General features: G+C 72.8%; 17 protein-coding genes and 1 pseudogene. 11 read left to right on the plus strand and 7 right to left on the minus strand.

Going from position 1 to position 16,493, the window contains the following annotated elements; genetic code table 11:
* Nucleotides 1–105: 105 nt before the first annotated feature.
* Complete coding sequence (locus tag ACZ7H1_RS27735) at nt 106–834, minus strand: type 1 glutamine amidotransferase (RefSeq protein ID WP_470790509.1); 729 nt, start codon at nt 832–834, stop codon at nt 106–108.
* A 23-nt stretch (nt 835–857) separates the two neighbouring features.
* Nucleotides 858–2,096, minus strand: coding sequence for a MurT ligase domain-containing protein (locus ACZ7H1_RS27740; RefSeq protein WP_470790510.1), 1,239 nt, complete (start codon nt 2,094–2,096; stop codon nt 858–860).
* A gap of 157 nt (nt 2,097–2,253) precedes the next feature.
* On the opposite strand from ACZ7H1_RS27740, the gene def reads away from it, so the two are divergent.
* Entirely contained in the window at nt 2,254–2,793 is a 540-nt protein-coding gene (gene def, locus ACZ7H1_RS27745; protein WP_470790511.1) for a peptide deformylase, read from the plus strand.
* A 44-nt stretch (nt 2,794–2,837) separates the two neighbouring features.
* Here the strand turns inward: def and ACZ7H1_RS27750 are convergent, their stop codons facing one another.
* Complete coding sequence (locus ACZ7H1_RS27750; RefSeq protein ID WP_470790512.1) at nt 2,838–3,482, minus strand: TetR/AcrR family transcriptional regulator; 645 nt, start codon at nt 3,480–3,482, stop codon at nt 2,838–2,840.
* Nucleotides 3,483–3,648: 166 nt separating this feature from the next.
* Between ACZ7H1_RS27750 and ACZ7H1_RS27755 the strand changes: the two genes are divergently transcribed.
* Nucleotides 3,649–4,878: an acyl-CoA dehydrogenase family protein gene (locus ACZ7H1_RS27755; RefSeq protein ID WP_470790513.1), complete on the plus strand. Its 1,230-nt coding sequence runs from the start codon at nt 3,649–3,651 to the stop codon at nt 4,876–4,878.
* On the opposite strand, the gene ACZ7H1_RS27760 is transcribed toward ACZ7H1_RS27755, so the two are convergent.
* A complete protein-coding gene (locus tag ACZ7H1_RS27760; RefSeq protein WP_470790514.1) occupies nt 4,841–5,317 on the minus strand; it encodes an SRPBCC family protein in 477 nt (158 codons plus the stop codon). The two genes, ACZ7H1_RS27755 and ACZ7H1_RS27760, sit on opposite strands and share 38 nt — an antisense overlap.
* 154 nt (nt 5,318–5,471) lie before the next feature.
* Here ACZ7H1_RS27760 and ACZ7H1_RS27765 point away from each other — a divergent pair, with 154 nt between their 5' ends.
* Nucleotides 5,472–5,657, plus strand: a complete 186-nt coding sequence (locus ACZ7H1_RS27765) for a DUF5999 family protein (protein ID WP_470790515.1) — start codon at nt 5,472–5,474, stop codon at nt 5,655–5,657.
* 188 nt (nt 5,658–5,845) lie between these two features.
* On the opposite strand, the gene ACZ7H1_RS27770 is transcribed toward ACZ7H1_RS27765, so the two are convergent.
* Together ACZ7H1_RS27770 and ACZ7H1_RS27775 are read right to left on the minus strand one after the other, a co-directional pair.
* A complete protein-coding gene (locus tag ACZ7H1_RS27770; RefSeq protein ID WP_470790516.1) occupies nt 5,846–7,840 on the minus strand; it encodes an ATP-binding protein in 1,995 nt (664 codons plus the stop codon).
* 127 nt (nt 7,841–7,967) lie between these two features.
* On the minus strand, nt 7,968–8,915 hold the full coding sequence (locus tag ACZ7H1_RS27775; protein WP_470790517.1) for a fibronectin type III domain-containing protein: 948 nt from the start codon (nt 8,913–8,915) through the stop codon (nt 7,968–7,970).
* A gap of 238 nt (nt 8,916–9,153) precedes the next feature.
* On the opposite strand from ACZ7H1_RS27775, the gene ACZ7H1_RS27780 reads away from it, so the two are divergent.
* From ACZ7H1_RS27780 to ACZ7H1_RS27815, 8 genes and pseudogenes are all read left to right on the plus strand, one after another.
* Complete coding sequence (locus ACZ7H1_RS27780) at nt 9,154–10,752, plus strand: ABC transporter substrate-binding protein (RefSeq protein ID WP_470790518.1); 1,599 nt, start codon at nt 9,154–9,156, stop codon at nt 10,750–10,752.
* Between the two features lie 41 nt (nt 10,753–10,793).
* Nucleotides 10,794–11,759 (plus strand): ABC transporter permease, encoded by a 966-nt coding sequence (locus ACZ7H1_RS27785; RefSeq protein WP_470790635.1) that lies wholly within the window; start codon nt 10,794–10,796, stop codon nt 11,757–11,759.
* Nucleotides 11,752–12,618, plus strand: coding sequence for an ABC transporter permease (locus ACZ7H1_RS27790; protein WP_470790519.1), 867 nt, complete (start codon nt 11,752–11,754; stop codon nt 12,616–12,618). The genes ACZ7H1_RS27785 and ACZ7H1_RS27790 overlap by 8 nt, the downstream gene beginning before the upstream one ends.
* Nucleotides 12,570–13,607 (plus strand): ABC transporter ATP-binding protein, encoded by a 1,038-nt coding sequence (locus tag ACZ7H1_RS27795; RefSeq protein ID WP_470790636.1) that lies wholly within the window; start codon nt 12,570–12,572, stop codon nt 13,605–13,607. The genes ACZ7H1_RS27790 and ACZ7H1_RS27795 overlap by 49 nt, the downstream gene beginning before the upstream one ends.
* Complete coding sequence (locus ACZ7H1_RS27800; protein WP_470790520.1) at nt 13,600–14,274, plus strand: ABC transporter ATP-binding protein; 675 nt, start codon at nt 13,600–13,602, stop codon at nt 14,272–14,274. The genes ACZ7H1_RS27795 and ACZ7H1_RS27800 overlap by 8 nt, the downstream gene beginning before the upstream one ends.
* 128 nt (nt 14,275–14,402) lie before the next feature.
* A complete protein-coding gene (locus ACZ7H1_RS27805; RefSeq protein ID WP_470790521.1) occupies nt 14,403–14,597 on the plus strand; it encodes a hypothetical protein in 195 nt (64 codons plus the stop codon).
* 109 nt (nt 14,598–14,706) lie between these two features.
* Nucleotides 14,707–15,201: pseudogene (locus tag ACZ7H1_RS27810) on the plus strand (hypothetical protein); the annotation flags it as partial.
* 484 nt (nt 15,202–15,685) lie between these two features.
* On the plus strand, nt 15,686–15,940 hold the full coding sequence (locus ACZ7H1_RS27815) for a helix-turn-helix domain-containing protein (protein WP_470790522.1): 255 nt from the start codon (nt 15,686–15,688) through the stop codon (nt 15,938–15,940).
* A gap of 235 nt (nt 15,941–16,175) precedes the next feature.
* On the opposite strand, the gene ACZ7H1_RS27820 is transcribed toward ACZ7H1_RS27815, so the two are convergent.
* On the minus strand, nt 16,176–16,400 hold the full coding sequence (locus ACZ7H1_RS27820; RefSeq protein WP_470790523.1) for a hypothetical protein: 225 nt from the start codon (nt 16,398–16,400) through the stop codon (nt 16,176–16,178).
* Nucleotides 16,401–16,493 lie beyond the last annotated feature (93 nt).

Here is a 16,493-nt window from a genome sequence, read left to right on the forward strand (position 1 = left end):
CCCCCCCCCCCCCCCCCCCCCCCCCCCCCCCCCCCCCCCCCCCCCCCCCCCCCCCCCCCCCCCCCCCCCCCCCCCCCCCCCCCCCCCCCCCACCCGCGGAGCGTGTTACGCGGGCTGCGTGGCCGCCGCGATGCGCTCGGCGCGCAGCGCGTCGTACCAGCGGTCGTCCGCCGGCGGCAGCGCGTTCACGTCGAGGGCCAGCTTCAGCAGGTGGTCCGCGATCAGCGGGTTGCGGGCCATCACCGGGCCGTGCATGTACGTGCCGAACACGGTGTCGTTGTACGCGCCTTCGGTGCCGTCGCCGGTGCCGTTGCCCCGGCCCAGGCGGACCCGGGCGAACGGCTTCGCCGTCGGTCCGAGGTGCGTCACGCCCTGGTGGTTCTCGAAGCCCGTCAGCTGCGGCAGGCCGAGCTGCGGGTCGATGTCCGCGAGCACGTCGCCGACGCACCGCTCGCCCTCGCCGCGCACGGTCACCACGTCCAGCAGGCCGAGGCCCTCCTGGCGCTGGCCCTGGTCGTTCACGAACTCCTGGCCGAGGATCTGGTAGCCGGCGCAGACGGAGAAGACGATGGCTCCGTTGGAGACCGCCCGCTCCAGACCGCCGTCGCGCAGCAGGCGCTCCGCGGCCAGCCGCTGCGGCCGGTCCTCGCCGCCGCCGATCAGGTAGATGTCGCCGGAGGTGGGGATCGGCTGGTCGCTGCGCACGTCCACGCGCTGCACGTCCAGGCCGCGCTGGCGGGCCCGGCGCTCCACGACCAGGGCGTTGCCCTGGTCTCCGTACGTGCTCAGCAGGTCCGGGTAGACCCACACCAGACGCAGGCTGTTGTCGCTCATTCGCATTCGTCCTATCTGGTGTGTCAGTTGCCGACGCGGCGGCGCACGTCCTGGAAGGCGGTGTAGTTGGCGATCAGCTCGATCTGGCCGGGCGGCGCGAGCTGCACGGCCTCGTCGAGCGTCTCGCACACCCGGAAGTCCAGGCCCGCGACCTCCAGGCGGACCGCGAGGTCCAGGCGGCGGTCGCCGATCACGAAGATCGGGTGGCCGGCGAGGCGCGGGTAGTCCACGTCCCACAGCCAGGAGGTGTCGGTGCCGTCCGCGCCGCGGGCGTTGACCGAGAGGATCACCGGCGCCGGCGCCGGGTCGATCAGGGAAAACGTTTCGAGCCAGCCTGCCGGGTTCTTCGCGAGTAGCAGGCGCAGCTCACGGCCCTGGAAGTTCACGACGTCGTAGCGGCCGGCGACCGCCTGCACCTGGTACATGCGCTCCAGCGCGACCTGCGGCGGCACCCCGAAGACCGCGGCGACCGCGGCGGAGGTGGCGGCGTTGGCCTTGTTGGCGCGGCCGGGCAGCTGGAGGTGGATCGGCCAGGCCGAGCCGTGCGGGTCGAGCACGTGGTCGCCGCTGAGCACCCAGCTGGGCGTCGGACGGCGGAAGCCGCACTCGCCGCAGAACCAGTCGTCTCCCGGGCGCTGCATGACGCCGCCGCAGGAGGGGCACGACCAGGCGTCGTCCTTCCACTCCTGCCCGGCCGCCACCCAGACGACGTTCTGTGAGGAGGAGGCCGACCACACGATCAGCGGGTCGTCGCAGTTCGCGATCACGACCGCCTTCGAGCCCGCCAGGCCCTCCCGCCACTTCTCCGCGAGCATCCGGGTCTCGGCGGCGCGGTCCAGCTGGTCGCGGGAGAGGTTCAGGAGCGCGATCGCCTTCGGCGTCACGTCCCGGGCCACCCCGGCGAGGTACTTCTCGTCGACCTCGATGACGCCGTACTTGGCGTCCGAGCCGCCCGCCAGCGCCGAGGTGATGCCCGCGGGCATGTTCGCGCCGAGCGCGTTCGAGACCACCGGACCGCTGGCCCGCAGGGCCTCCGCGATCAGCCGGGTCGTCGTCGTCTTGCCGTTCGTCGCCGAAACCAGGACAACATCGAGGTGCTGTGCCAAACGTCCCAGCAGATCGGGATCCAGCTTGAGGGCGACCTTGCCGCCGATCACCGATCCACTTCCGCGCCCCGCGGCCCGCGACACCGCCGCCGCGGCCTTGCCCGCCGTCACCGCCAGCTTGGCGCGCGGCGAAAGCGGCTCCGTGTTGCCTGCCATCGTCCCTGTTCCTCCTTGCGTCGGTCCGGGCTCAGCCTATCCAGAACCGGCCAGGCCCCTGACCGCGGCGCCGCTGTCGTGCCGCCGGCCGGTCTGTGATCCTTCTCCGATCCCGCTCGGGATCTCCCATATCTTCGCCCGACGTACCCTTACGCCCATGCGACAGCGCCCCATCCCCGGCAGTTCCGGTCTCGTCCGCACCATGAGCCTGCTGGGCGATCCGGTGCTCCATGCCCCCTGCGCGGAGGTCACCGAGTTCGGTCCCGGCCTCGCCCGGCTGATCGAGGACATGTTCGCGACGATGTACGCCGCGGAGGGCGTCGGCCTCGCCGCCAACCAGATCGGCGTCGGCCAGCGGGTGTTCGTCTACGACTGCCCGGACGACGACGACGTCCGCCACGTCGGCCACATCGTGAACCCGCGGCTGGTCGAGGCCGACGGCATCGAGATCCTGGGACCCGAGGGCTGCCTGTCCCTGCCCGGACTGGAGGCCGGCACGGCCCGGCACGACCGCGCCGTGGTCGAGGGCGTGACCGCGGACAACACCCCGGTGCGCATCACCGGCACCGGGTTCTTCGCCCGCTGCCTCCAGCACGAGTGCGACCACCTCGACGGGACGGTCTACGCCGACCGCGTCACCGGGCTGCGCGCCCGGCGGCTGCGGCGGGCGATCCGCAAGGCGCCCTGGGGCGCCTGACGCGCCGTGCCGCGCCGCCGACCGCCGCCGATCGGGCGTACTGCCTAGAACCCGGGGCCGTCGGCGCGGTTGCCCGCGGTGGCCAGGCGCCCCCACAGCAGGTCCGTGAGCGCGGCGACCAGCCGGTCGCGTCCGCACGGCCGCTCGCCCAGCCACCAGTCACCGGCCGCGTGCATCATGCCGACGATCCCGTGGCCCCAGACGCGGGCCAGCTCCTCGCTGCCCGGGCCCAGGTCGACGCGCTCCGCGATGACCTTGGCGAGCTCCTCGCCGAGCCGGCGCAGCAGCGGCGCCGAGTGCAGGCCGACGTCGAAGCCGCGCTCCGCGGAGTGCGGGTCCTCGGCCGGGTGCATCAGGAAGCGGTAGACCTGCGGCCGCGCCTCGATGGCCGCGAGGTACGTGTCGAGGGTGGCCTCCACCCGGCGGCGGCGCTCGGCCGGCGCGTCGAGCGCGGCCCGCAGCGAGTCCAGCAGGGCGTCGGTGTGACGGACGGCGAGGGCCTGGTAGAGCCCCGCCTTGTCGCCGAAGTGCCGGTAGAGGATCGGCTTGGTGATCCCGGCCTCCGCCGCGATGGCGTTCATGGAGGCCTGCGGGCCGTCGCGGAGCACGACCCGGTCGGCGGCTTCGAGCAGCTCCCGCCGCCGTCTCGCGGCCGCTGCCTGCTGGCCGTCCTGCTGAGTGGTCTCCATGACGTGTCTTCTCCCCGCCCGTGCGATGTCCGTGACGCCCACGCAACGTAACACCCCGCACCTCAGGGCGATCGAACCGACGGTGGCGTTGACATTGTCTACTGGCGGGTAACACACTGTGACCCTTGCTGAGGTTACCCTAGGTAACGTACTTCTTGGAGGGGACATGGCGGAGTTCACCATGGAGCTCAACGACGACCAGAAGCAGGTCCGGGACTGGGTCCACGGCTTCGCCGCCGATGTGATCCGCCCCGCGGCCGCGGAATGGGACGAGCGCGAGGAGACTCCCTGGCCCGTCATCCAGGAGGCCGCCAAGGTCGGCATCTACTCCCTCGACTTCTACGCCCAGCAGTTCTTCGACCCCACCGGCCTCGGCATACCGGTGGCCATGGAGGAGCTGTTCTGGGGCGACGCGGGCATCGCCCTGTCGATCGTCGGCACCGGCCTCGCGGCCATCGGCGTCGTCGCCAACGGCACCGAGGAGCAGATCGGCACCTGGATCCCGCAGATGTACGGCGACCAGAACGACGTCAAGGTCGCCGCCTTCTGCTCCTCCGAGCCGGACGCGGGCTCGGACGTCGGCGCGATGCGCACCCGCGCCGTGTACGACCAGACCAAGGACGAGTGGGTGATCAACGGCACCAAGACGTGGGCCACCAACGGCGGCATCGCCAACGTCCACATCGTCGTCGCGGTCGTCGACCCCGAGCTCGGCTCCAAGGGCCACGCCTCCTTCATCATCCCGCCGGCCACCCCCGGGCTGTCCCAGGGCCAGAAGTTCAAGAAGCACGGCATCCGCGCCTCGCACACCGCCGAGGTGGTCCTCGAGGACGTCCGCGTCCCCGGCTCCTGCCTGCTCGGCGGCAAGGAGAAGCTGGACGAGCGGCTCGCCCGCGCCCGCGAGCGGGCCGCGAACGGCGGCGGCGAGCGCGTGAAGAACGCCGCGATGGCGACCTTCGAGGCCTCCCGCCCGGCCGTCGGCGCCATGGCGGTCGGCACCGCCCGCGCGGCGTACGAGATCGCCCTCGACTACGCCCGCACCCGCACGCAGTTCGGCCGCCCGATCATCGACAACCAGGGCGTCGCCTTCCAGCTCGCCGACATGCGCACCCAGATCGACGCGGCCCGGCTGCTGGTCTGGCGGGCCTCCTGGATGGCCGTGGCCGGCAAGCCCTTCACCTCCGCCGAGGGCTCCATGTCCAAGCTCTTCGCCAGCGAGGTGGCCAAGAAGGTCACCGCGCAGGCCGTGCAGATCCTCGGCGGCAACGGCTTCACCCGGGAGTACCCGGTGGAGCGCATGCACCGGGACAGCGCCATCTACACGATCTTCGAGGGCACGAGCGAGATCCAGCGGCTGGTCATCGCCCGGACGATCTCCGGGATGCCGATCCGCTAGCCGGTGGGCGCAGCAGCCGGTCGAGCGCTCTGCCGAAGAGCGCCCGGCCGGCCATCGCCAGTTGTGCGTCCAGGTACCCCGGGACCCCGCGCAGCCGCAGGTCCTCCAGCCACACGACCTCGCTGCCGCCCGTCGCCGCCGGCCGCACCTCGATCTCGGCCCAGCCCGTGACAGTGCGGCCCCGCTTCTCCAGCCGGCAGTGGCCGCCGGTGCCGTTCGCCGGGGCCCGCCAGGCGACCACTTCCATCGGATCGTCGAAGCCGAACCGACCGATCCCGGTCCGGGCGGTGAACAGCGTGCCGACCCCGCCCGGCGGTGCGTTCTCGACGACGGTCCGGGTGAACGGGACCTGGGCGCCGTGCCGCTCCCAGTCGGTCAGCAGCAGCCACGCCGCCGGTGCGGGAAGGGGCGTGCCGCGCACGATTCGGATAAAGGCCACCTACAGAGCGTAAAACGCCCGCCCGGTCCGTGAGATGCAGCAATAAAACGGGTTCCCTCCGGGCAGCGTGATCAGTAATACTTCCCGCCACGTGGATGGCGGCACGACCGCAATGACCACCGGCCCTGCGCCTCCACCGATGAGGAGGTGCGCCATGTGTACTCACCAGCCCCCTTGCCCGCCTGCCGACAGCGCCGACCGTGACGCCGCCCGCACCGTGGCCTTCCACCCGGAACAAGGCTGGAGCCTGCTGTGCAACGGCGTGGTCGTCTTCGACGACACGGGGGAACTGCTCCCCGACGGCCGCACCGTCCAGTCCCGCCGACCGGTCACCGTGTGAGCCGAGGAGGTCCGATGACCCTGCGCCGCATTCAGATCCGCAAGCCGACTCCCAAGCCCGCCCCACGCGACCTCGACCTGCGCACCCCGTCGGGCAGACCGCTGCCGTACTGACGGGAGCCGCCCGGGGCACCCCTCCGGTACCCGCTGCTCCGGCGGGTACCGGAGGGGTGCCGACGGCACGCGCGGTCACAGCTTCAGGGGCTGCGCCGCACCGCCCGCGAACGCCTTCTCGTAGGCCTCGTCCCCGATGGCCTGCCGCGCCTGGCGCTCGCCCGCGTCCCGTACGGCGGCGAGCGAGGGCGCGCCCAGCTGCGGCTCGCCGACCGAGCGCCACAGGGTGTGCCCCGTGCCGAGCAGCCGTGCGGCCAGCTCCCCGTCGCCCTGCGCCGCGACGGCCGCCGCCAGCAGGTCCAGGCCCAGGGCCATGCCGAAGCTGTCGTGCAGCAGCCGCTTGCCCGAGAGCATCGCGCGTGCGTGCCGGTCCGCTTCTCCGGGCCGTCCCGCGCCCAGGGCCGCCATCGCCAGGATGTAGTCGCCGAAGGACCGCAGCCAGGTCTCGCCCTGCCGGGCGCAGGCGTCCCGCAGCACCGTCGCCTCCTCGATGGCCTCCTCGTGCCGTCCGAGGTTGCACAGGGCGTACGAGGCGGCCAGGCCGCACAGCAGCCAGCCGGCTCCGTCCTCGCGGGCGCCCCGGGCCACCGGCTCCGCGCGGGCCGCGGCGCCCGCCAGCTCCAGTGCCGCCACCGGATCGCCGGGCAGCAGCGCCGCCGCGGCGGCCACGTACCGGGCGCGCAGCTCCAGCTCGGGATCCCCGAGCGCGGCCGCCGCGCGCATGCTCTCCCGGCCCCGCTCCAGGACGGCGGGCTGGTCGCCCTGGGTGAGCGCGGTCAGTCCGAGGGCCCACAGCGCCCGCACGCGGACGGGCCCGGGGTCCGCGACCGCATCGAGCGCCCGCTCCAGGAAGCCGCGGCCCTCGCGCGCGTGTCCGCAGCAGAACCACCAGAACCACAGGGCCCCGGCCATCTCCAGGGCCACCGCGGGGTCGGTGCGCAGCAGGTGCTCCAGCGCGGTCCGCAGCTCGCTGTGGTCGGCGCTCATCCGCTGGTACCAGCCCACCTGGTCCGGGCCCAGCCAGCCCGCGTCCGCCTCGCGGGCGAGCGCCGCGAACCAGTGGGCGTGCCGGTCGGCCGTCCGGTGTTCCTCGCCGAGCTCCGCGAGCCAGGTGCGGCCGTACTCGCGGATCGTGTCGAGCATGCGGTACCGCTCGCGTGCGCCCTCGACGGTGCGGCGCACCACGGACTTGCCGACCAGGCCGGCGAGCACCCGCTCCACGCGGTCGCCGGGCAGCGGGCCGCCCGCGCACACGGCGCGGGCAGCGGCCAGGGTGAAGTCCCCGGCGAAGACCGACAGGCGCGCCCACAGCAGCCGCTCCAGCGGCTCGCACAGCTCGTGGCTCCAGCCGATCGCGGTGCGCATCGTCTGGTGCCGGGGCAGCCGCGCGGCCTTGGTGTCGGACAGCACCTCGAACCGCGTCCCGAGCCGCTGGGCCACCTGTTCGAGGCTCCACAGCCGCAGCCTGGCCCCGGCGAGCTCGATGGCCAGGGGCAGCCCGTCGAGGCGGCGGCACAGTTCGGCGGCGGTGGCGGCGCGGCGGGGGTCGGCGAAGGCGGCGGCGGCCTGCGGGGTGGCGGACGTGGCCCGGTCCCGCAGGAGGGTGAGGGCGTCGTTGTCCGTGCCCTCGGCGGGCAGCGGGCGCACCTCGGTGACCCGTTCGCCGTGGCAGCCGAGCGGCTGGCGGCTGGTGGCGACGACGGTCAGCCCGGGGGAGGACTGGAGCAGCTCGCCCACCAGGTGGCGGCAGACGTCGACCAGGTGCTCGCAGGTGTCGAGCACCAGCAGGAGTTCCTTGTCGGTGGCCCAGGCGCACAGCTGCTCGTCGGAGGAGAGCAGGGACTGCTCCGCGAGGCCGAGGGCGTGGCCGACGGTCGCCGAGAGGAGGCCGGGGTCGCGCAGCGGGGAGAGGTCCACCCACCAGACGCCGTCGGGGTAGGCGCGGCGGGAGCGGCGGGCGGCCCGGAGGGCGAGCCGCGACTTGCCCACGCCGCCGACTCCGGTGAGGGTGATCAGGCGGTGGCGCCGCAGCAGGCCGTGCAGACGGTCGAGTTCGGCATTGCGCCCCACAAAGCTTGCCGTCTCCGACGGCAGATTCCCCAACACAGCGACAGATTCTGTCTCAGGGACCTCGGTGGGCAAGGCCTCCTGATCATTGTTGGTCGAATAGTCACTGAAGTGTCAGTGGAAGCGACGCCTATCCTGCGAGGGTGACCGATCGTTCCGCCGAGAATGATCCCCAGTTGCCATCGGGCAGCCGGGCCCGCAGTTTCAGCCGCCATACGGTTCCGGCGGGCTGGGCCACCGTCAGCCGGTAGACCGCGCGGCCGGCGGGGACCGCGCCGCGGCCCCACTGGATCACCGTCGTCATCCGCCCGTCGACGTACAGCTGGTACTCGTCGACGGGCTCGCCGGTGTCGGGCGCGGTCCAGGACAGTTCGATCCCGCCCGGGCCGGCCGTGGCCCGGAAGCCCTCCGGTGCCGTGCCCGGGCCGCTGCCGGAGGCCGGCGGGGTGGTCACGTCGGCGGCGGGGCCGGCGGCGGAGGAGTTGTCGGCCCGGTCGCGCGCCCGGACGGTGAAGGTGTACACGGTGTCGGGGCGCAGCCCGGTGACCCGGGTGCTCGTCGTGCGTCCGTCCACGGTGTGGATGCGGGCGCCGCCCTGGTAGACGTCGTACGCCGTGACGGCGGTGTCGTCGGTGACGGAGGACCAGGTCAGGACGGCTGCGCGGGCTCCGTCGGGGCGCCCGGAGAGGGTGGCGGGGGTGCCCGGCGGCCGGTTGTCCTCGGGGGCCGGCTCGGGCATGGTCACCCGTACCGCGGCGCTGTGCGGGGACAGGTTGCCGGCCGCGTCCCGGGCCCGGACCGAGAAGCTGTAGGCCTGCCGCGGAGTGAGTCCGGTGACGTCCGTCATCCGCTTCTCGCCGGGGAGTTCGCGGACGAGGACCCCGCCGCGGAAGACCTGGTAGCCGGTCACGCCGTCGGCTGCCGGGGCCTCCTCCCACATCACGTGGACGGAGCCGGAGCTGCCCGCGTGCGCCGTCAGCCCCGAGGGTGCGGGCGGGCTCTGGGTGTCCGGGGCCGGGCCGGTGCAGCCGGTCAGCACGCCGCAGAGCAGCACGGCCGGGCCCGCGGTTCGGCGCACGGTCCCTCCCCTCGCTTCGGTCCGGTCACGTCCGGTCCTGATGGGCTCACGTCAAAGGTCTAGACATATATGACACGTCACGCGGCGCGTCATCAAGACTCCTGCCGCAGCTGTCCGCCCTGACCGGACTGTGTCGGTGCGTGACCATTACGTACTGTTTAATTGCGAGTGATTCGCAAGAGCTTTTGATCGGCAAGCAGTACGAGCAGTACGCGCACCACTAGGGGTATGCACAGCAATGACGGCTCGATCGGCACGGGGACCGGCCGCGATCATCCTGGCCGCCGCACTCATCGCGAGCGCTGCGGCCTGTTCCAGCCCCGGGGGGAGCGGTGCGGCGGCAGCCGGGGCCGCGGACTCCGCAGTGGTCGGGATCGCGACCGAACCCGAAAGCCTCAGCCCGCTCCTGGGCTACGGCAAGGACGGCAACTCCAAGATCTTCGACGGGCTGCTCGCGCACGACGCGCAGATGAAGCTGCGGCCCGCACTCGCCGTCGAGCTGCCCCGCGTCTCCGCCGACGGGCTCACGTACACGTACAAGCTCCGCCGGGGTGTCACGTTCAGCGACGGCGCGCCCTTCACGGCGAAGGACGTCGTCTTCACCTACCGGACGATCCTCGACCCGAAGACGAACAACGCCTCGAAGACGGAACTGGACGCCGTCAAGAGCGTCGAGCAGCGGGGCGCGGACGGCGTCGTCTTCACCCTCAAGTACCCCTACGCGCCCTTCGCGGAGCGGACCGTGCTGCCCATCGCCCCCGAGCACATCGCGGGCAGGCAGGACGTCAACAGCGGAGACTTCACCACCAGGCCGGTCGGCACCGGCCCCTACGTCCTGACCGGCTGGTCCAGGGGCGAGAAGCTCAGCTTCAAGGCCAACCCCCGTTACTGGGGCGGCGCGCCCGCGGTGAAGAACTTCACCATGGCCGTCGTCAAGGACGACGACGTACGCGCCACCCGGCTGCGCTCAGGCGAGCTCGACGGCGCCATCCTGCCGCCGAACCTCGCCGAGGGCTTCGCGCAGGAGAAGGGCCGCACCACGTACACCGCGAAGTCATTCGACTACCGCACGGTGACCCTGCCGACGCACAACAAGGTCACCGGTGACATCGCCGTACGGCGTGCCCTCGACGCCGCCGTCGACCGCACGGCCATGGTCGACCGGATACTCGAAGGCGCCGGCAAGCCCGCCTACGGCCCGGTCCCGACCGACAGCCCGTGGTTCACGCCCGGCACGGAGCGCACCCACGACCTCGACAAGGCCCGCAGGATCCTCGACGCGGCCGGCTGGCGGCCCGGCGCCGACGGCATCCGCGCCAGGAACGGCGTCCGCGCCTCCTTCCCCCTCTGGTACACCTCCGGCGACAAGCTCCGCCAGGACCACGCCCTCGCCTACGCCTCGGACGCCAAGAAGGCCGGCATCGAGATCAAGACCGAGGCCGGCACCTGGGAGGTCATCGAACCCCGGATGAAGACCGAGGCGGTCCTCGCCGGCGGCGGCTCGCCCGCCGACCCCGACTTCGACCAGTACCTGCTGCTCAAGTCCACCCTCGGCGGCGACGGCTTCAACAACATGGCCTGGTACGACAACCCCGCCGTGGACAAGGCCCTCGACGCCGCCCGCAAGAGCGGCGACCACGCCACCCGCAAGGCCGCGTACGACACCGTCCAGCGCGAGCTGGCCGGGAACCCCGGCTACACCTTCCTCACCCACATCGACCACCTCTACGTCGTCGGCGACAAGTGGCAGGGTCTGACCACCCAGGTCGAACCGCACGACCACGGACTCGGCTCCGGCCCGTGGTGGAACGTCGAGACGTGGCAGCCGAAGAAGTGACCTCCGGCACTGCCCGCCGCCCCCGCCTCCCCTGGGGGCCGATGGCCCGCATGGCGGGGCGGCGGACCCTGTTCGCCGCGCCCGTCCTGCTCGCCGTCACCTTCGGGGTGTTCGCGGTCGCGGCCCTGTCGCCCTTCGACCCCGTCAAGGCCTACGCCGGCACCGCCGGACTGACCGCCTCCGGGGAACACCTCGACCAGCTGCGCGCCAACCTCGGCGCCGACCGGCCGTTCACGGCCCGCTGGTGGGACTGGCTCACCGCCGCCTCCGCCGGTGACTTCGGCACCTCGACCGTCATGCGCCAGCCCGTCGCCCAGGTCGTCACCGAGCGCCTCGGCTGGTCCGTGCTGCTCGTCGGCGCCGCCTTCCTGACCGCCGTCCTGCTCGGCACCGCCCTCGGCGTGCTCGCGGCCCGCCGTCCCGGCCGGCTGCTCGACCGGGCCGCGACCTCGGCCGCGTACACCCTCGAAGCCGCGCCCGCCTTCTGGCTGGGGCTGCTCGCCGTCTGGCTGTTCTCCGTCCGGCTCGGCGTCCTGCCCGCGGGCGGGCTCACCGATGCCGGCTCCGACACCGTCACCTCCGGCCAGGTCGCACGCCACCTGGTCCTGCCCGCCCTGGTGCTCGGCATCTCCCAGCTGCCGTGGTTCTACCTGTACGTACGCCAGGGCGTGGCGGACGCGCTGGCCGAGGACCCGGTGCGCGGAGCCAGGGCGCGGGGCCTGGGGGAGCACACCGTGCTGCTCGGGCACGCCCTGCGCTCCGGCATGCTCCCCGTGCTGACCCTCGTCGGATCCCGCGTCCCCGAACTGATCACCGGCGCCCTGCTGGTGGAGACGGTGTTCAGCTGGCCCGGCATCGCGGCCGCGACCGTGCAGGCCGCCACCTCCGTGGACTTCCCGCTGCTCGCCGCGCTGACCGTGCTCGCCACCGCGGCCGTCCTCGCCGGCAATCTGCTCTCCGACCTGCTGTACGGGCTGGCCGACCCGCGGGTGGGCTTCGATGGCTGACCTCGCCTGGCGCACCCGCGGCCGCGCCGGCCGGTCCGCCCGCACCCTGCGGGTGCGCACCTCGGCGCTGCTGGTCGCGGCGATGGTCCTCGCCGTGCTGCTCGTCCCCCCGCTCGTCCAGCTCGACCAGCAGGCCGTCGATCTCGCGTCGAAGCTCCTCCCGCCGTCCTGGTCGCACCCCTTCGGCACCGACGACGTGGGCCGCGACCTGCAGCTGCGCTGCGTGTACGGGCTGCGGGTCTCCCTGCTCGTCGGGGTCGTCGCGGCCCTCGTCGCCACCGTCATCGGCACCGCCGTGGGCGCGGCGGCGGGCGCACTGGGCGGCTGGACCGACCGGCTGCTGATGCGGGTCGTCGACGCCTTCTCCTCCGTCCCGCACCTGCTGCTGGGCCTCTTCGTCGTGGCGATGTTCCGGCCCGGGGTGTGGCCGGTGGTGGTCTCGGTGGCCCTGACCCACTGGCTGTCCACCGCCCGGATCGTCCGCGCCGAGGTGCTGTCGCTGCGCGCACGGCCGTTCGTGGACGCGGCGGTGTCCGGCGGCGCCTCGCGACTGCGGATCGCGGTACGGCACCTGGTCCCGGGCGTGCTGCCGCAGGCCGGGCTCGCGGCCGTGCTGATGATCCCGCACGCCATGTGGCACGAGTCGGCGCTGTCCTTCCTCGGCCTCGGGCTGCCCGCCCACGAGGCGAGCCTCGGCACGCTCGTCCAGGGCGCCCGCGGATCGCTGCTCGCCGGCGACTGGTGGCCCACCCTCTTCCCCGGACTCTTCCTGATCGTCCCGACCCTCGCGATCGCCGGCCTGGCCGGAGCCTGGCGCGAGCGCCTCAACCCCCGGACCCGTTCGGAGCTGACCCTGTGACACATGACGGTGCAGTGGTGACATGTGACCGTGCAGTGTTGCGCGTGCAGGGGCTCTCCGTGCGCTTCCGGATGCGCGGCGGCCGCCCCGTGGAAGCCGTGACCGACGCCCGCTTCGACCTCGCCCCCGGCGAGTGCCTCGCGCTCGTCGGCGAGAGCGGCTGCGGCAAGTCCGTCCTCGCCTCCGCGCTCCTCGGACTCCTCCCCGGCAACGCCGAGACCGCCGGCTCCGCCCTGCTCGCCGACGGCCTCGACCTGCTCGCGGCCGACGAGCGCACCCTCGCCCGCACCGTACGGGGCCGCCGCATCGGCCTCGTCCCGCAGAGCCCGGCCGCCCACCTCACCCCGGTGCGGACCGTGCGCTCCCAGCTCGAAGAGACCGTCCGCGCCCTGACCGCCACCCCCCGGGCAGGCCTGCGCGCCGCCGCCGAAGCCGCGGCGGCCCGCGCCGCCTTCCCCGGTACCCACCTCGACGGGTACCCCCACGAACTGTCCGGCGGCCTCGCCCAGCGGGCCGCCACCGCCCTCGCCCTGGTCGGCGACGCCCCGCTGCTCCTGGCCGACGAGCCCACCACCGGACTCGACCGCGACCTCGTCCACCGCACCGTCGACGAGCTGCGCGCCCACACCCGCGACGGCCGCGCCCTGCTGATGATCACGCACGACCTGGCGGCCGCCGCGCGCATCGCCGACACCGTTGCCGTCATGTACGCGGGCCGCATCGTCGAACTGGCCCCCGCCGACGCCTTCTTCGGCGACCCCGGCCCCCGCCACCCCTACGCCCGCGGCCTGCTCGCCGCCCTGCCCGAGCGGGAGTTCACCCCGCTGCCCGGCACCCCGCCCGAGCTGGGTGCGCTCCCGCCCGGCTGCGCCTTCGCCGCCCGCTGCCCCGCCGCGGACGACTCCTGCGCCGTACGCCCCGGCTTCGCGGACGGGATCGCCTGCCACCACCCCGCCCAGCACCCCGTACCGGAGCCCTCCCGTGCTTGAGCTGACCTCGATCACCGCCGGTTACCGCCGGGGCGCACCGGTCTTCCACGACGTGAGCCTCACGCTGACTCCGGGCAAGGCCACCGGACTGCTCGGCCCGAGCGGCTGCGGCAAGTCCACGCTCGCGAGGGTCGCCGCCCTGCTGCACCGCCCCGACCGCGGCACCCTCGTCCTCGACGGCACCCCCGTCACCGCCTGGCGCCACCGCGCCCCGAGGGCCCAACGCACCGCCGTCGGCGTGGTGTTCCAGCAGCCCCGGCTCGCGGCCGACCCGCGCCTGCGGCTGCGCGACCTGATCGCCGAGCCGCTGCGCGCCACCGGCCGCCGCTCCGAAGCCGGGTCCGCAGTGGGAGAGCTGGCCGCACGGGTCGGCCTCGGAGCGGACCTGCTCGCCCGCCGCCCGCACGAAGTCAGCGACGGCCAGCTGCAACGGGCCTGCCTGGCAAGGGCCCTGCTGCTGCGCCCGCGCTGGCTCGTCTGCGACGAGATGACCGCCATGCTCGACGCCTCCACCGCCGCAGCCCTGGTCGGAGTCGTCGAGGAGTACCGCGCCGAAACCGGCGCCGGACTGCTGGCGGTCGGGCACGACAAGGTCCTCCTGGAGCGCTGGTGCGACCGGACCGTGCACTGGTCCGGCCTCACCGCACCCGCGGGCCGCGCCGGCTGACTTCCCGTCACCCTGCGTCAACAACCCGGACGGCGGACACGTCGTTCGCCTGAAAGGCCTCCGCGCTGCGCCACGATGGCGCCCGAATGCCGCAGTCGTGCGCGGTCCGTGCGGCGTAGGAGGTTTTGATGGCCGTTTCCATCTCCGTGGTCCTGCTGCTCCTGATCCTCGCGGTGGTCTTCATCCGTAGCGGAGGGCTCAAGTTCACCCATGCCCTCGTCTGCATGCTGCTCGGCTTCTACCTGGCCGGCAGCAGCATGGCCACGACCATCCACAACGGCCTCGCGGCCACGGCGAACGTGGTCGGCACCCTCAAGCCCTGAGGGACTGTTGCGCGTTCGTGAATCATCCGGCTCCGATATGGACTCCTCAGGCAACGAGATCTAGCGTCTGGCGGCGGCGCGATCCCGTATGCAATGGAGGAAGATCCGGATGTTCCGAAGAACGCTGAACTGCGCGGTGGCCCCGGCGCTCGCCGCAGCGGCGGCGTTGTACGGGGTCCTCCCGGCGCAGGCCGCGGAGATCCCCAAGGCCCCCGGCCACCGCCTGGTGACCGACTACGCCGGCAGCCCCGCGGTCGCCGCGCCGCTGCCCGGCGAGGCCCCGCCGCAGCACCCGTACCTCGCGCCCAACGGCCGCAGCGGCATGCACTCCGACGCCGCCGGCAGCGCCACCTCCCCCTGGTCCGGCCCGCTCGGCAGGGACCCCCAGGTGACCAGCCAGAAGATCGCTGCCGTCGGCGGCGAATGCGCCACCGCGACCTTCGACTCCGGCGGCCGCCTCGTCACCGTGTGCGGAACCTTCTCCGGTTTCAAGGTCAAACTGCTCGACCCGCGCTCCCTCGACACGCTCGCCGAGCACCAGCTCCCGCAGCGGTCCTCGACCGTCGAGGCGATCACCTCCCTGGACTTCTCGAAGATCTTCAGGTTGATCAAATCGACACGCCTCTGAGCTGCGCCACTCTGTTTGACCAGGCCTTTCACCTGCAGGCCTTGCTTTAGCGGTGGACACGAGGGGACATGAGTAGACACGAGAACCCATGATCATCTCCCACTTGTTTCCCATTTCCCCCACTCCAGACCCCACGTAGGACCGGGCCCGGATCTTCGCCCTCCGAGGCGATGACAGATCCGGGCCCGGCATCTTGACCAACGAGTGCCTCGTACAGCAGCGCTGTTGTGAGGTTCACTCGTCGGACCGGACGCCCGTCCGTCGACGACGGACGTCCGGCGGGGCCATCTGCGGGCAGGCACGCATGACGTGCTGCGCTTTCGCGGGTGGCCCCTCAGCGCAGCCAGGGGTGGGACCTGACTGGCTGAACTCCTAGGTGATCCGCCAGTTATTCAGCAAGATCACATATGGCCCCGCACCTGGGGCTGACTTATGATCATGAAACCCGCAGCGTTTGTGGGTGCACGACCGGGATCCACAGCAGGCGCGAGAGGCGGCGAGACCGTCGCCGCCCAGCTATGCCGAGCGCGTCGGCAGACGGATCGTCGCCAGGCGACTCGACGCCAACCTGACGCAGGAAAAGGTCTTCCTGCGGGCCGGCATCTCGCGGAACACGTATCAGCGGATTGAGGGCGGGACGACCGACCCTCGGCTCAGTCAGCTACTCAGCATCGCAGCCGTCCTTCGGTGTCACGTGAGGGAACTCCTGCCCTGACGCGAGGCCACCCAGGAGCAGGGTTTCGGCCAGGCGACCGATACCCCCATCCTGCCTGGCATATGACAGGTAGGGAAGGGTGCCCACCGCATCTAGGTCGACGCAGTGCGCACGGGAAGTGCGAATCTGTGACCAACCGGCAAGCCTTGGCCAGGACTTACGGCGGGTTCACTCCTGTCGTGTGCCCCCGATTCGTGGACGCAAATCAGCCAGACAATAGTTCCCGTCCCCCTCGTTACCGCCGTGACGAGGGGGACGGGGGCCAGGGGAGCACGCCGTGGGGCGGGCATGCGCGGGGGATCCACGAGATCTCGTAGCCGTCACGCCAGGACAGGCGCTGCCCGAGCGTGATGGCTCCGCCGGGCCCGAGGGTGATGCCGCAGTGCACGCAGTCCCGGCCGCGCCACTGCGCATCGGTCAGGGCCTGCTCGGCGGTATCGGCGGCGCGCTGGGTGCTCATGGGTAGATGATGTGTGGCCACGCGGATCGGCAGATAGGCCACGCTGTGGCCATGCATGGCCACGTGTCGGCCACGGCTCCAGGTAGGCGCGAT

Source organism: Streptomyces sp. NPDC037401 (assembly GCF_055602345.1).